Consider the following 14,008-nt stretch of genomic DNA (forward strand, 5'->3'; position numbering starts at 1 on the left):
CGCCGCAGTCGGCCGCTGGCCGCCGACAGCCGGCCCGCCGGCCGCCCCGCGGCCGACGGGCTCACGCGAACGCGCTGACCCCCGTGATCGCGCGGCCCACGATGAGGGACTGCATGGTGTCGGTGCCCTCGTAGGTGTGGAGGGCCTCGAGGTCGCTGCGGTGACGGACCACGCGGTTCTCGAGCAGGATCCCGGAGCCGCCGAGGAGATCGCGGGCATTCGACGCGATCTCACGGGCGGCACGGGTGTTGTGCACCTTGGCGAGCGAGGCCTGCTCCGGCCGGATGGCGCCGGCGGCCTCGAGATCCGCGAGGCGGCGGCAGTGCAGCTGCATCGAGGTGAGGGTCTGCAGCATGTCGGCGAGCCGCACCTGGACGTGCTGGGCCTTGGCGAGCGGACGGCCGAACTGGATCCGGGTCGTCGCGTGCTCGAGCGCCGCCTCGTAACAGGCGGTCGCGTGGCCGAGCGCGCCCCAGGCCACACCCGCGCGGGTCGCGAACAGCACGCGGGAGGTGTCCTTGAAGGAGCGGGCTCCGGGCAGGCGCTGATCCAGCGGCACCCGCACATCCGTGAGGGTGATGTGGGCCTGATGGATGGCGCGCAGCGCGACCTTGCCGCGGATAACCTCCGCCTCGTAGCCGGGCAGGGACTGGTCCACCAGGAACCCGCTGACCTGCCCGTTCAGCTGCTCGTCGGAGGGGTCATCGACCCGCGCCCACACCACCGACAGGTGGCAGCCGGCGCCGTTGCCGATCCAGCGCTTCTCCCCGGAGAGCACCCAGCTGTCGCCGTCGCGGCGGGCGACGGTCTCGAGCGAGACCGAGTCCGAGCCGTGGTCGGGCTCGGTGAGGGCGAAGGCGGCGTGCTCGGTGCCGCGGGCGAGGGAGTCGCCCCAGCGCTCCTTCTGCTCCTCGGAGCCGAGCAGCATGATCGAGCGCAGCGCGAGCCCGCCCTGCACGCCCACCATGGTGCCGACGCTGCCGTCGATCCGGGACAGCTCCATGTTCACCAGGCCCGTCGCGAGCGGACTGAGCACCCGGTGACCGGGGACGTCGAGGCCGTCGGTGAGCAGGTCGAGCTCGCCGAGGCGGGCGATCAGCTCGATCGGGTACTCGCCGCGGTCCCACCAGTCGTTGATGCGCGGCAGGATCTCGTCGGCGAGCGAGCGGGCATCCGCCCAGGCCCGCAGGTCCTCGCCCGCGACGTCCTGGAACAGGCCGTAGTGGTCGGCGGTGGCGGGCAGGAGCTCCGCGGGGGTCGCGGCCGACGCGTCGGGCGCCGAGACGACCGCGCGGTCCGTGACCACGGACCCCCGACGGTCCTCCTCGGCCCCGGGGTTGCCGCCGAGGGAGATGTGGCCGGGGGCCGGGGCGTCCCAGCCGCTCGAGCCGGAATCGGTGGAGGTGTCGTTGCTGGTCATCACTTGATCCTCTCGAGGATGAGGGCCATGCCCTGGCCGCCGCCGACGCACAGGGTGACGAGGCCGTAGCGGCCGTCGCGCTCCTGCAACCCGTGGATCAGGGTCGTGGTCAGGCGGGCGCCGGTGGAGCCCCAGGGGTGGCCGAGGGCGATCGCGCCCCCATGGACGTTGAGCTTGTCGTGGTCGATGCCGAGGTCCTCCGCGGCGGGAAGGACCTGCGCGGCGAAGGCCTCGTTGAACTCGACGAGGTCGATGTCGTCGATCGTGAGGTCGGCGAGCGCGAGCGCCTTCCGGGTCGCCTCGACGGGGCCGAGGCCCATGATCTCGGGACTGAGCCCGGAGACTCCGGTCGCGACGACGCGGGCGAGCGGGGTGATGCCGAGCTCCTCCGCGTACCCGCGCTCCATGACGATCAGCGCTGCGGCGCCGTCGTTGAGCGGGCAGCAGTTGCCGGCGGTGACGGTGCCGCCCGGGCGGAACACCGGATCGAGGGCGGAGACCGCCTCGAGGGTGACTCCCGCACGCGGAGAGTCGTCCGCGTCGACGACGGTGCCGTCGGCGAGGGTGACCGGGGTGATGTCGCGGGCGAAGAACCCGGACTCCCGGGCGGCCTCCGCGCGGTTCTGAGAGCGTACGGCGTACTGGTCCTGCGCCTCGCGGGTCACGCCGCGCAGCTCGGCGACGTTCTCCGCGGTCTGGCCCATGGTGATGTACGCGTCGGGCAGCTCGCCGTCCTCGCGCGGATCGTGCCACGGAGCGGGGATCTCGCGGGTCGCGCGCTTCTCGGTCCGCTCCCAGGCCTGCTGGAACAGCGGGTCGCGGGCGTCCTCCTCCATCAACTTGCCGGTGCTCAGCGAGATCGACTCGACGCCCGCGGAGATCACGGCGCGCGCCTCGCCGGAGACGATCGCGTGGAAGGCGGAGCGGGTCGTCTCGACCGAGGAGGCGCAGAAGCGGGTGACGGTCGCGCCGGGCACGGTGTCCAGGCCGAGGCGGACGGCGACCGTGCGGGCGAGGTTCCCGCCCTGATATCCCTCGGGGATCGCGCAGCCGAGCTGGAGGTCATCGATCGTGGCGGGATCGAGCTGGGGCACCTGGTCGAGCGCGGCGCGGATCATCTGGGCGGCGAGATCGTCGGGGCGGACGTCCTTCAGCGATCCTTTGCGGGCTCGCCCGATCGGGGAGCGGGCGACGGCGACGATGACGGCTTCGGGCACGGGTCCTCCTGTGACGACGGTGTCTGCGGAGCGCCGGACGTCAGGGGCCCGCGCTCACTCGTTAGTGATACTACGGGTTGCAGATACCTCGTGGGAAGTCGTGGCCTCCGCCCCGGCGCTCTCCGCCTCCATCGTCATGCGCGCGACGTGCAGCGCGAGATAGGAGACCTCGTCGTAGGAGAGTTCGTCCCCCATGCGCAGTTGCACGATGACGGCGAGCTGCTGGGCGGTGCGCGCGGCGTCCGGGTAGGCCTCTCGGATGGTGCGGCTGATGAGGGACTGCTCGCCCGCGAGCTGGCGATGCTGCTGGATGCGCACGAACATGTAGCGCACGTGGGTGATGAAGCGGGCGGCGGCCATCGAGTGGCGGTCCACCTCGATCCCGTAGCGCTCCCCCACGATCGCGAGCATCTGCTGGATGACGCCGGTCATCGTGTATGTGAAGGACAGGTCACCCGTGGAGAACCCGGCGTTGACCAGGTGGAGCGCGAGCGCGGTCGTCTCGTGCTCGGGCAACGCCGGGTCCACCAGGCGGTTGACCTCCCCGAGCAGGCGCCGCGCGCGGTCGTACTCCTCGGGGTAGAGGGTCTGCACCTCGGCGCGCAGCGGGTACTCGATCGCGATTCCGCGGTGCAACCGGTCGATGGCGCCGGAGACGTGGTCCGCGACGGCGATGGCGAGGGTGGGGCGGTCCGACTCGCCGCTCTCGATCCCGGACTCGCGCAGCGCGATGACGACGGCGCGCAGCACCTCCTGGTTGATCATCGCGAACGCCTCCGCGAGGTGGTCCGGGTCGCGGCCGTCCGCCGGGACGAAGACCTGCACGATCTTCGCGGGGTCGACCTCCTGCCCCACCTGGGCGCGGAAGCCGAGGCCGCGCCCGGTGAGGATCACGCCGCGACCGGAGTCGTCGCGCGAGAGCACCACGTTGTTGTTCAGGACCCGCAGCACGCGCATCGGCTCCGCACCCTCCTGTCGCTCCTCATCCTCGAGAGGGCCCGCCGCGGCGGGCCGTTCCCGTAGCGCGCACCCTCTGCCGGGAGGGTACGCGCACCGGGCGTCAGGCTCCGTGCCGAAAGGTCCCGGCCCGGGGCCGATCTCGCCCCGGGCCGGGTGCCCGGTCAGTGCCGGGCGGTGATCGCCACGTCCCCGGCGGCGACCTCGCCCGCGGGGGCGGGCTCGACCGCGGCGAAGGTCGCCGTGTTCGGAACGGTCACCAGCGTGATCGAGTCGAAGCCCGCCGCGCGGATCTTCTCGAGGTCGACGACGGCGAGCAGGTCGCCGGCGCTCACCCGCTGCCCCTGCGCGACGCGGACGTCGAAGCCCTCGCCCTGCATGGTCACGGTGTCGATCCCGACGTGGACCAGCACCTCGGCGCCGCCGTCGGCCAGGATCCCGAAGGCGTGGCCGGTCGCGGCGACGGTGGCGAGCAGCCCGTCGGCCGGGGCGACGATGCGCCCGTCGGCCGGGATGATGCCGACGCCCTCACCGACGGCGCGGGAGGCGAAGACGGGGTCGGAGACCTCGTCGAGGCCGACGAGCCGGCCCGCGACGGGCGCGGTGACGACGACGACGCCTGCCGAGGAACCCTCGGACGAGCCGTCGGAGGAGGCGGCGGCCGGGGCTGCAGACCCGTCGGCCGGAGCGGCTCCACCGTCGGCCGCGGCAGCGCCGTCGGCCGACGACCCGGCCGCGGCACCCGCGGTGGCAGCACCCGCGGGGGCGCCGACGGTCGCGAGCTCACGCTCGGCCTCCGGAGCGGCGGCGGCGACGGGCGCGGCGGCGGCCTCGGCGGCGTCACGGGCGGCGTTCGCCTCCGCGCGCTGCTCGGGGGTCATGTAGTCCGAGAAGTAGACGAGCACCATCGCGATCACGAAGGCGACCGCGATCGCGATGACGTAGGTCAGCATCGGATCGAAGACCGGGATGGTCAGCAGCGAGGTGAAGGCGAACACGGAGGTGTTCACGCCGCCAAGCAGGCCCACGAGGAGGCCGCCGGCGAGGCAGCCCACGAGCATGCGCGGGTAGATGCGCTTGAAGCGCAGGTGGATGCCGTACAGGGACGGCTCGGAGATTCCGCCGAACAGGCCCGCGGCGAGCGCACCGGTCGCGGTCTGGCGCATCTCGGCCTCGCGGTGGCGGATCGAGAGGAGCAGCACGCCGGCGGTCGCGCCGAAGCAGGCGAAGTTCCACGCGCCCATCGGGCCCTGGATGAAGTCGTAGCCGAGGGAGTTGATGTTCTGCAGCATGAGCGCGTTGAGCGGCCAGTGCAGGCCCAGCGGCACCAGGAACGGGTACAGCAGTGGAATGAGGATCGCGAAGACGATCGGGGCGTTGCCGTTCAGCCAGGCCAGGCCGGAGCCGAGCCCGTTGCCGGCCCAGATGCCGAGCGGGCCGATGAGGAAGGCCGTCACCGGGATCATGACGAGCATCGACACGAAGGGCACGAACACGAGCTGCAGGTTCGCGGGGAACACCTTCTGCAGACCCTTGTAGACCAGGGCGAGCAGCGCGACCATCAGCAGCGGCACGAAGACCTGGCCGCCGTAGTCGTTCAGCTGCATGGGCAGGCCGAACACCTGCGCGACGCACTGATCGGTGCCGAGCAGGTCGTTGGTGGTGCAGGTGACGCCGGGGGTGTCGGCGCCGAGGCCCAGGTAGTCCGGGGTCATGACGGCGGCCATCACGGCCGCACCCACCCAGCCGTCGATCTGGAGCTTCTTCGCGGCGTTGAACGCGACCATGATCGGCAGGAAGTACAGCACCGAGCGCCACATCGCGTCGACGAAGACCCAGGTCGCGGACTTGTCCTCGGCGCGGAAGTCGACCATGCCGAGCGCATCGAGGACGGAGGCGATCGCGATGATCAGCGAGGCGCCCAGCAGCACGCCCATGAGGGGGCGGAAGGAGTCGGAGAGGTACTCGAAGAAGCTGTCGAGCCAGGACCACCGGCCGCGCGCCTTCGAGCGGATCGCGGCCTTGACCTCGGCATCGGTCTGCGGGCGGGCGGTTCCGCCGGCGGCCATCGAGGGCAGGGCCATGATCTGGGAATAAACGCCCGCGACGGCACCGCCGATGACGACCTGGAAGCGGTCGCCGGACTGCGGGACCGTGCCCATGACGTCCTTCAGGGCGTCCAGCGACTCGCGGTCGACCTTGTCGCCGTCGTGCAGCTGGAAGCGCAGGCGGGTCGCGCAGTGGGTCAGGCTCTCGATGTTCTCGGGCCCGCCGACGCCGCGGACGATGTCCTCGGCGGTCGACCTGGCCTGTGGGGAGGAGCTGCTCATGGGCGTCCTCGCCCCCTCTCGTTCGGTGGCCCGGGCGCGACTGCGCGTCCGGGCTCGGCGTGCGGGCAACAAAAAAGACCCGGGGCCCTGCCGGGTGCGTCGTGGCGCGCGGCATGGTCCCAGGTCTTGCTCCCCCGCCGAGACGGGGGATGACAATCCAGTGAACTCTGAGGTTCGAGGAGGACCTTAGCAGGATCCTCGAGAAGCGCAAGGGGTGCGAGGGGCGCGAGGGGCACAGGTCCGCATCGAGGAGTCCGCTCCCGTCGTCACCCCGCCCGCGGCCTGAGCCGACGGAGGAACGTGCTGGTCACCACACGTTCCGTGCGCAACACCGGCGCCCCGCGACGGCCGCGGCGGCGGTACGCTCCGGCACCATGAACGACGCCTCCGCCGAACCCGTCATGTCCTTCCGCACCCGCAAGTGGGTGCGCCCCGAGGACCTCAACGCGAACGGCACCTTGTTCGGCGGCAGCCTCCTGCGCTGGATCGACGAGGAGGCCGCGGTCTACGCGATCATCCAGCTCGGGCAGCAGCGCGTCGTCACGAAGTACATGTCCGAGATCGTCTTCGTCTCCTCCGCCCGCGAGGGCGACATCGTGGAGATCGGCCTCGTCGCCACGGCCTTCGGGCGCTCCTCGCTCACGATGCGCGCGGAGGCCCGCAACCTGTTCACGCAGAAGAGCATCCTCACCATCGAGGAGATGGTGTTCGTGCACGTCGACGAGCAGGGCCGCCCTACGCCCCACGGCTTCACCGAGATCACCTACGACCGGGACCGGGTCCCGGCCCGTCACCGCGCCTCCGAGGCGGAGGGGGCGTCGGCACGGTCGTGAGCGGTCGGTGGCGAGGATCTCGAGGCGACCCTCCCGCAGGTCCCGCACAAGCGCGCTGACGTCGTCCGCCGCGCGGGACGTCGCTGGTAGGACCCAGGAGCCGCTCGTCGTCCACCCCGGCGTGGCGGCACAGGGCCAGTACCCCTTCCTCGCACTACCAATCCTTGGTTTTCTCGGGTGATGGCACAGAACACCTCCGTCAGCCTCGACGATCACCACGTCGCCTTCCTCGCGCAGGAGGTGGCCTCGGGACGGTACCGATCGGGCAGCGAGGTCATCCGCGCCGGCCTGCGACTGCTCGAGGACCGGGAGACCCAGCTCGCCGCCCTCCGCTCCGCGCTCGAAGCCGGGGAGGACAGCGGTGAGGCGGAGCCCCTCGACTTCGACGCCTTCCTCTCCGCCAGGTCCTCATGAGCCCCTACCGGCTCACGCCGGCAGCGCAGAGGGATCTCTCCTCGATCTGGGACTGCACCGCCGAACGCTGGGACCTCCGGCAGGCGGAGACGTACGTCCGTGAGGTCCAGGCGGCGATCGAGCGCTTCGCCGCCGATCCTTCCCGCGGTCGCTCCGTCGAGGAGGTCCGCGAGAGGTATCGCCGATACCCCGTCGGCAGCCATCTGCTGTTCTCCGTCCCCCGCGGACCGGGCGTCGACATCATCCGCATCCTCCACCAGCGGATGGACCCCTCGCTCCACCTGTGAGCAGGCAGGCGCCAGCGGCGACGGCTCTTCCTGGCGCGGTGGCCGTGGCACCCCCGGAGGTGGAGGCGATCCCGCCGGGGATCAGACCGCGGTGCCACGCCCTCGCCCCGCCAAGGGGACGCGGCGCCGCGCACCACGGGGCTCGGCTCCCTCCCGCGGCCCCGCCACCGCCACGCCTAGGATCGCAGGCATGACCAGCGCCTCGGATCGCCTCGCGGGAGACCGCCTCGACTACCTCGCCGGCGCCCTCGCCGACGACGCCCCTGCCGATCCCCTCGCCCTGTTCGCCCGCTGGATGGACGAGGCCCTCGCCCGCCGCGACGCCCACGGCGACCTGCCCGACCCGACCGCCGCCGTCCTCTCCACGGTGGCGCTGGACGGGGATGGCGCCCCGCGGCCCCGATCCCGCACCGTGCTGCTCAAGGGCCTCGACGAGCGCGGCGCCGTGGTCTACACGAATCTCGACTCGGACAAGGGCCGCGAGATGGCGGCGACCCCGCGGGCCGCGCTGCTGCTGCCCTGGTACGCGCTGCAGCGGCAGGTGCGGATCGAGGGCCCCGTCGCCCCGGTCCCCGCGGAAGAGTCCGACGCCTACTGGGCGAGCCGGCCGCGCGGCTCGCAGCTCGGCGCCTGGGCCTCCCGCCAGTCCCGGGAAATCGACTCCCGCGACCGGCTCGAGGCGCAGTACGCCGAGGTCGAGGCACGGTTCGCCGGTCAGGAGGTGCCGCGCCCGGAGTTCTGGGGCGGGCTGCGCCTGCGCCCCGAGCGGATCGAGTTCTGGCAGGGTCGCGCGCACCGGGTCCACGACCGGCTGGTCTACGAGGCGGCGGCCGACGGCGTCTGGCGGCGCAGCCGGCTGCAGCCCTGACCGCGGACCGCACCGAGCGGTCCCGACGGGCGGGGACCTCCGCCCGAGGCGGCCCGGGAGCGTCCGACTACGCTGGCCGGGACCCCGCCGCCCGATCCCCGAGGACCCCTCATGGCCGACACCGGCTCCCGCCGCCCGCTCATCATCGTCGTGATCGCCGGGGCGGCGTGCCTGCTCCTCGTGCTCCTCGTCGCGATCGCCGGAGTCATCGGCGTCGTGGTGCTGCGAGGCTCGGACGCGGATCCGTCGGAGCCCGCCCCCGCGGCGGAGATCGTCGCCCCGCCCGGCGTCGCCGAGGACCAGCCGTACCTCGAGCTGTCCACGAGCGAGGACGGCCCCGTCGTCGACCTCTACCTGGACTTCCTCTGCCCCCACTGCGCGACCTTCCACGAGACCCACGGCGTGGACCTCGAGACCCTCGCCGGCTCCGGGGAGATCACGCTGCGGGTCCACCCCCGGCCGATGCTGGACGCGAACTCGTCCCCCGCGGGGTACTCGGGCCGGGCCGCGAACGCCGCCCTCGCCGCCTACGCCGCGACCGAGGACCCGCAGACCTGGTTCGACGCCGAGCGGGCGCTGTTCGGGAACCAGCCCGGCGAGGAGGGCCTCACCGACGAGGAGCTCGTCGAGCGGATCCAGGAGGCCACCGGCGTGGATGTGAGCGAGGACGTCGCCGCCGGCACCTACCTGCCGTGGCTGCAGGAGGTCGTCGAGCCGGAGGCCCTGCAGAGCGTCCAGGGCACCCCCGTGGTGATGATCGACGGCGAGATCTTCGAGGGCGACCTCGCCGCCGCGGGCTCCGTGCGCGAGGCGATCGAGCGGGCCTGACCGACCCCGGGTGGCCTCCCGGCGACGGGCAGTCGAACACCTGAGGACGCCTCCGGTACGTAGGCTCCGGCCGGGCGGAGCGCCCCTACGCTGGCCGCATGCAGACCGAAATCTCGCCCACGCCCGTCGGCCTCACCCGCGACGCCGGGTGGCAGCTCGGCGTCACCCGCACCGTCGCCGCCCCCGCCTCGGACGTCTGGCGGCGCCTGCTCGGCGAGTGGCTCCCCCAGTGGCTCGGCGTCGAGTCCGTGCCGCAGATGGTCGGCGCCCCGGTGCGAGACGGGGCTCGGATCCGAGGGCGCGTCGTCGGCTGCCACGTGGGACGACGGGTGCGGCTGCGCTGGACCCCGGTGACCCTGGATCACGAGACCGTCTTCCAGGTGACGCTGCAGGAGGCCGCCACCGGCACCACGATCGGCATCCACCAGGAGCGCCTGCTCGGTGCCGCCGAGCGCCAGGGTCTCCTCGAGCACTGGACCACCACCCTCGACGCCCTGGTCGAGAGCATCGCGCGGGAGCACGTCATCCGCCACGACCTGCCGAACTGACGGCCGGGGCCGGGGGCTGGGGCGGGGCTGGCGGAGCGGGCCGGTGGACCGAGGCCGGGCGGGCCAGGGCCGGGCGGACCGGTGACGTCCCCCCATACCGCTCCGTGTCAGCCCCCATTCAAGCCGTGCCCCGGGCCAGCTGCTGAAACTCCGCGCCAGGCGTGACCTCAAGCCCTGTGGAGCGTTGAGGTCACGCCACACGCGGCTTTTCAGCAGCCCAGCGGCCGGGGGGCTGACCTGGACTGGTCGGGCGAGCCGGGGCAGGCGGGCCGGGGCAGGCGGGCCGGGGCGAGCCGGGCCGGGGCGGGCCGGGCCGGGGCAGGCGGGCCGGGGCGAGCCGGGGCAGGCGGGCCGGGGCGAGCCGGGGCAGGCGAGCCGGGGCGGACCAGGACCGGGCCGGGCGACATGCCGACCGCCCCCACACCAGCCCTACCCCGCCGCGACCTCGTGCCCGAGCGCGCCCTCGCCGTCGGGGATGGTGGCGTGCTCCCGGAGCAGCTCCACCCGGGCGACGTCCACGTCCACCCCTCCCTCGACCCCGGCGACCGTGCCGTCGAAGCGGAACTGCCACACCGCCCAGTCCTCCTGCTGCGGGCGATCCCGCTCGGCGAAGAGCCAGTCGGGCCGGGAGTCGGCGACCGGCAGGCCGTAGTGCGTGCGCCAGTCCGAGGAGGAGTAGATGAGCAGTCGACGCCCCCATGCCTCCTCGACCGCGGCGGTGAAGGCGTCGATCTCCGCCTGCACGGCGACCACATCGGGCAGCTCCTCGCAGGCGCCGTCGAACTCGAGGTCGAGGGCGGGCGGCAGGGCCGTGTCGTCGGGCGGGGCGGCGGCGAGGAAGTCCGCCGCCTGGGCCGCGCCCGGCGAGCAGAGCGTGAAGTAGTGGTAGGCGCCGGGAGTGACGCCCGCGGCGACCGCGCCGTCCCAGTTCTCGCGGAAGCGGGTATCGGTGTGCCCCACCCCCTCGGTCGCCTTGATGTAGGCGAAGGTGACCCCGTCGGCGGCGACGAGCGACCAGTCGATCTGCTGCTGGTGGCCCGAGACGTCGATGCCCATCGTCTCGTCGGCGGCGAGCTCGACGCCGTCCGGGAGCTGGGAGCGGATTGGCGCCTCGGCGGGGGTCGTCGCGACGGCCATCGCCGCGTCGTCGGCCGCGAAGGGGGTCCGGGCCGCCGATTCCCGGCCGTCCGGGTTGCCGCGCAGGGCGCCGATCACCGCGGCGGTGCAGCCGCCGACCACCAGGAGCAGCACCACGGCGAGCGCCGCCGCGACCAGCTGTCGTCGGCGGACCTGCGCGCGCGTGTATCGGGGCACTCGGGGAGGCTACCCGAGCCGCGCCTCCGCGCCCGGGACGCTGCGCCCGGTCAGCGGGCGAAGAGCGTGGCGAAGGCGCGCAGCAGGCGGCGCGGCTCGTCGACCGTGAGCGGTTCGAGGGAGGAGAAGATCTCCTCCATCTGGTCGGGCGAGAAGTAGCCGTTGTCGCGGTAGGCGCGGGCCCGCTCGATGATCGAGGGGACGTCCAGCTCGGGATGGAACTGGGTCGCGTACTGGCGGGTGCCGACGCGGAACATCTGCACCGGGGCGGTGGGCGAGCTGGCGAGCGCCGTCGCATGCGGTGGCAGGGTGTGCACCGCCTCCTTGTGCCCGACCAGGCCCAGGAAGGTGTCGGAGAGGCCCGCCTCGCGGATCAGCGGGTCCTCGCGGCCGGCGTCGGTGAGGGTGACCTCGACGGCGCCGAGCGGCTCGCCGTACGTGTGGTCGATGCGTGCGCCCTGATGGGTGCCGAGCGTGCCGATGCCGTAGCAGGCGCCGAGGAAGGGGATGTCCTCGGCGATCACCCGGTCCAGCACGCGGAAGATCTCCGCCTCGGCGGTGCGCTCGACCTCGGACTTCGTCTCCTCCGGCTCGGAGACGGTGAAGGGGCTGCCGCCGAGGATGATCCCCGAGAGGTCCTCGGCGCCGAGGTCGGGGAAGGGCTCGCGGTCGACCCGCACCCACAGCAGGTCGGCCTCGTCGAGCCCGGTGAAGTCCAGGACGGACTCCCTCTCGGCCTGGGCGACGGAGTCCTCGGGGCGGGCGGCGATGAGCACGAACGGTTTCACCCCTGAAGGCTAACGCCGCGCGCTCCCGCCGTAGTCTCGACCTCGCCCCCGCCGACGACGCCGCAGGAGATCACATGACCGCCGTCCCGCCCCGTGCGCCCGAGATCGCCGGGCATCCGGTGCCGCCACGCCTGCTCGCGAGCGACGAGCCGGGCCTGGTCGCCTGGCGGGAGCGGCTCCCCGGCGTGGTCGACGAGCTGCTGGAAGGCCGGGGGCTGCGCGCCTCGGCGCCGTTCCTGCCGGGCGGGTCCAGCGCGTGGGTCGCGCCGGTGGTGACGGCCGACGGGGCCGAGCGCGTGCTCAAGGTCGCGTGGGCGCACGACGAGTCGCGCGACGAGGCGGCCGGGATGGCGGCCTGGCAGGGTCATGGCGCGGCGGGCGTGCACCGGGCCGAGCGTGAGGGGGACACCGCGATGCTGCTGCTGGACCGGGTGCGTCCGGGGACCCCGCTCGCCGAGTGGGGGACCTGGCCGGAGCGGGACGAGGTGGCGGCGGCGGTGATGCGCCGGCTGTGGGTGGCGCCGGAGCCGCTGGTCGGGGCGGAGGAGGCGGCGCGATTCCGCCCGCTCGCGCAGATGTGCGCCGCATGGGCCGATGAGGCGGCGACGCAGGCCGCGCCGGGGCCGCCGGCCGGGCGCCTGCCGCGCGACCTGGTCGACCACGCGCTCGAGCGGTTCCGCCGCCTGCCGGAGGAATGGGACGGGGAGCAGGTGCTGCTCGCGACCGACCTCAACCCGGGCAACATCCTCGCCTCCGCGGGCGGCCCCGATCCGTGGGTGCTCATCGACCCGAAGCCGTACGTCGGCGATCCGCACTACGACGTGCTGCAGCACATGCTCAACGATCCCGAGCGGATGCGCGCGCAGCCCGGCCACTTCGCCGACCGGATGGCGCATCTGACGGGCCTCGACCCGCGGCGCGTGCGGGAGTGGCTGCTGGCGCGCTGCGTGCAGGAGTCGGCGTGGATGGACGGGGCGGCGGAGGCGGCGCTGCTGCTGGCGCGGGACACGTGAGCGGACCATGTGAGCGGGCCGTGGCAGGCGCCTGAGCGAGCCGAGCCCCTGCTGGAGCCGGAGACGGTCTGCCGCACTCGGGCCGGGAGGTCCACAATGGGATCCATGAGCACCCTCGCCGATTTCACCGCGACCACCCTCTCCGGGACCGAGAAGGACCTCTCCGAGTACGTCGGGCAGGTGGTGCTTGTCGTCAACACCGCCTCGAAGTGCGGCTTCACGCCGCAGTACGCGGGGCTGCAGGACCTCTACGCCCGGCTCCACGAGCGGGGCCTGGCGGTGCTCGGCTTCCCGTGCGACCAGTTCATGCACCAGGAGCCGGGCACGGCCGACGAGATCGCCGAGTTCTGCTCGGTCAACTACGGCGTCGAGTTCCCGATGTTCGCGAAGATCAAGGTCAACGGCGAGGACGCCCACCCGCTGTACCAGTGGCTGACCGGAGCGCACGAGGGCGTCGAGGCAGGGGAGATCCCCTGGAACTTCACCAAGTTCCTGCTGGACCGCGACGGGCGGGTCATCGCCCGCTTCGCCCCGGACGTCACGCCCGAAGACCTCGCTCCCGAGATCGAGAAGGCCCTCTCCGCCACGGCCTGAGGGCGAGGGGCGGCTGGCTCAGCGGGCCGGCGTCCCGGAGGTGAGCTGCCTTAGGCCGAGCAGCAGCAGGATCACGCCCGCGACCCGCAGGCCGAGCTCCACCAGATCCAGGACGAGCCCCAGCACACGCGTCGCGGTCACGAGGGAGTCGGGGAGCAGCGAGGTGTCGCCGGTGATCTCGACGCTGAGGAAGAACCCCGCCACCAGCCCCACCAGGAGAACGATCGCACCAGCGCGGAGCCGGCCGCGACCGCGCCGGGCGACGATGATCGAGAGGACCAGGGCGGCGATCCACGCGGCGATCGCGACGAGGGCGGTGACCACCGCCGCCAGGGCGAGGATGTTGGTCACGGTCATGCTGTCGAGGAACGGGGCCTCGACGAGGTAGAGCAGCTCGACGATCATCACGCCGAGCTGGATCAAGATCGCCACGGCCGTCACCCCCACGAGCCACAGCACGGTGCTCGGCGAGAGCGGCTCGCGCGGGACCACCCACGCCTGTCGCGGCCCGCCGACCTGCTGCGACCCGGGGCCCTGGCCCGGCCACCCCGGGTGCGCCTGGCCCTGAACTGCCTGGCCCTGGCCTGCTGGCGGTTG

Annotated in this window: 15 protein-coding genes; 8 read left to right on the forward strand and 7 right to left on the reverse strand. The window is 73.1% G+C overall.

The features are described 5' to 3' along the window. Positions 1-61 precede the first annotated feature (61 nt). From V1258_RS08205 to V1258_RS08220, 4 genes are all read right to left on the reverse strand, one after another. Positions 62-1,420 carry an acyl-CoA dehydrogenase family protein gene (locus V1258_RS08205; protein ID WP_329749176.1) on the reverse strand — a complete coding sequence of 453 codons (1,359 nt, stop codon included), beginning with the start codon at positions 1,418-1,420 and terminating at the stop codon, positions 62-64. Continuing rightward, a complete protein-coding gene (locus tag V1258_RS08210) occupies positions 1,420-2,637 on the reverse strand; it encodes an acetyl-CoA C-acetyltransferase (protein ID WP_329749177.1) in 1,218 nt (405 codons plus the stop codon). Before V1258_RS08210 ends, V1258_RS08205 begins: the two co-directional genes overlap by 1 nt. Positions 2,638-2,691: 54 nt before the next feature. After that, positions 2,692-3,594, reverse strand: a complete 903-nt coding sequence (locus V1258_RS08215; protein WP_329749178.1) for a PRD domain-containing protein — start codon at positions 3,592-3,594, stop codon at positions 2,692-2,694. A gap of 164 nt (positions 3,595-3,758) precedes the next feature. After that, on the reverse strand, positions 3,759-5,924 hold the full coding sequence (locus V1258_RS08220; RefSeq protein WP_329749179.1) for a glucose PTS transporter subunit IIA: 2,166 nt from the start codon (positions 5,922-5,924) through the stop codon (positions 3,759-3,761). 374 nt (positions 5,925-6,298) lie between these two features. Between V1258_RS08220 and V1258_RS08225 the strand changes: the two genes are divergently transcribed. The 6 genes from V1258_RS08225 (at position 6,299) to V1258_RS08250 (ending at position 9,702) form a co-directional block, all read left to right on the forward strand. Further along, positions 6,299-6,757, forward strand: coding sequence for an acyl-CoA thioesterase (locus tag V1258_RS08225; protein ID WP_329749180.1), 459 nt, complete (start codon positions 6,299-6,301; stop codon positions 6,755-6,757). Positions 6,758-6,937: 180 nt separating this feature from the next. Further along, complete coding sequence (locus tag V1258_RS08230) at positions 6,938-7,171, forward strand: type II toxin-antitoxin system ParD family antitoxin (RefSeq protein WP_329749181.1); 234 nt, start codon at positions 6,938-6,940, stop codon at positions 7,169-7,171. Beyond that, positions 7,168-7,458 (forward strand): type II toxin-antitoxin system RelE/ParE family toxin, encoded by a 291-nt coding sequence (locus tag V1258_RS08235; RefSeq protein ID WP_329749182.1) that lies wholly within the window; start codon positions 7,168-7,170, stop codon positions 7,456-7,458. Before V1258_RS08230 ends, V1258_RS08235 begins: the two co-directional genes overlap by 4 nt. A gap of 190 nt (positions 7,459-7,648) precedes the next feature. After that, on the forward strand, positions 7,649-8,326 hold the full coding sequence (gene pdxH / locus V1258_RS08240; RefSeq protein WP_329749183.1) for a pyridoxamine 5'-phosphate oxidase: 678 nt from the start codon (positions 7,649-7,651) through the stop codon (positions 8,324-8,326). Positions 8,327-8,437: 111 nt separating this feature from the next. Next, positions 8,438-9,154, forward strand: coding sequence for a DsbA family protein (locus tag V1258_RS08245; protein ID WP_329749184.1), 717 nt, complete (start codon positions 8,438-8,440; stop codon positions 9,152-9,154). Between the two features lie 98 nt (positions 9,155-9,252). After that, on the forward strand, positions 9,253-9,702 hold the full coding sequence (locus tag V1258_RS08250) for an SRPBCC family protein (RefSeq protein WP_329749185.1): 450 nt from the start codon (positions 9,253-9,255) through the stop codon (positions 9,700-9,702). A gap of 429 nt (positions 9,703-10,131) precedes the next feature. On the opposite strand, the gene V1258_RS08255 is transcribed toward V1258_RS08250, so the two are convergent. Further along, entirely contained in the window at positions 10,132-11,016 is an 885-nt protein-coding gene (locus V1258_RS08255; protein ID WP_329749186.1) for a GH25 family lysozyme, read from the reverse strand. Positions 11,017-11,066: 50 nt separating this feature from the next. Further along, positions 11,067-11,804, reverse strand: coding sequence for a glutamine amidotransferase (locus tag V1258_RS08260; protein WP_329749187.1), 738 nt, complete (start codon positions 11,802-11,804; stop codon positions 11,067-11,069). A gap of 74 nt (positions 11,805-11,878) precedes the next feature. Here V1258_RS08260 and V1258_RS08265 point away from each other — a divergent pair, with 74 nt between their 5' ends. Both V1258_RS08265 and V1258_RS08270 read left to right on the forward strand, forming a co-directional pair. Continuing rightward, positions 11,879-12,817, forward strand: coding sequence for an aminoglycoside phosphotransferase family protein (locus V1258_RS08265; RefSeq protein WP_329749188.1), 939 nt, complete (start codon positions 11,879-11,881; stop codon positions 12,815-12,817). 105 nt (positions 12,818-12,922) lie between these two features. After that, a complete protein-coding gene (locus tag V1258_RS08270) occupies positions 12,923-13,411 on the forward strand; it encodes a glutathione peroxidase (protein WP_329749189.1) in 489 nt (162 codons plus the stop codon). An 18-nt stretch (positions 13,412-13,429) separates the two neighbouring features. On the opposite strand, the gene V1258_RS08275 is transcribed toward V1258_RS08270, so the two are convergent. Continuing rightward, positions 13,430-13,843, reverse strand: coding sequence for a hypothetical protein (locus tag V1258_RS08275; protein ID WP_329749190.1), 414 nt, complete (start codon positions 13,841-13,843; stop codon positions 13,430-13,432). Positions 13,844-14,008: the final 165 nt, after the last annotated feature.

The organism is Brachybacterium sp. J153, assembly GCF_036311905.1.
In the GTDB taxonomy this organism is placed as follows: Bacteria; Actinomycetota; Actinomycetes; order Actinomycetales; family Dermabacteraceae; genus Brachybacterium.

Excerpts from the sequence above, each read along its gene's own strand:
- V1258_RS08215 (WP_329749178.1), bottom strand. The coding sequence starts at position 3,594 with ATGCGCGTGCTGCGGGTCCTGAACAACAACGTGGTGCTCTCGCGCGAC.
- V1258_RS08205 (WP_329749176.1), bottom strand. The coding sequence starts at position 1,420 with ATGACCAGCAACGACACCTCCACCGATTCCGGCTCGAGCGGCTGGGAC.
- V1258_RS08245 (WP_329749184.1), top strand. The coding sequence starts at position 8,438 with ATGGCCGACACCGGCTCCCGCCGCCCGCTCATCATCGTCGTGATCGCC.
- V1258_RS08265 (WP_329749188.1), top strand. The coding sequence starts at position 11,879 with ATGACCGCCGTCCCGCCCCGTGCGCCCGAGATCGCCGGGCATCCGGTG.
- pdxH (WP_329749183.1), top strand. The coding sequence starts at position 7,649 with ATGACCAGCGCCTCGGATCGCCTCGCGGGAGACCGCCTCGACTACCTC.
- V1258_RS08220 (WP_329749179.1), bottom strand. The coding sequence starts at position 5,924 with ATGAGCAGCTCCTCCCCACAGGCCAGGTCGACCGCCGAGGACATCGTC.
- V1258_RS08250 (WP_329749185.1), top strand. The coding sequence starts at position 9,253 with ATGCAGACCGAAATCTCGCCCACGCCCGTCGGCCTCACCCGCGACGCC.
- V1258_RS08230 (WP_329749181.1), top strand. The coding sequence starts at position 6,938 with ATGGCACAGAACACCTCCGTCAGCCTCGACGATCACCACGTCGCCTTC.
- V1258_RS08235 (WP_329749182.1), top strand. The coding sequence starts at position 7,168 with ATGAGCCCCTACCGGCTCACGCCGGCAGCGCAGAGGGATCTCTCCTCG.
- V1258_RS08270 (WP_329749189.1), top strand. The coding sequence starts at position 12,923 with ATGAGCACCCTCGCCGATTTCACCGCGACCACCCTCTCCGGGACCGAG.
- V1258_RS08225 (WP_329749180.1), top strand. The coding sequence starts at position 6,299 with ATGAACGACGCCTCCGCCGAACCCGTCATGTCCTTCCGCACCCGCAAG.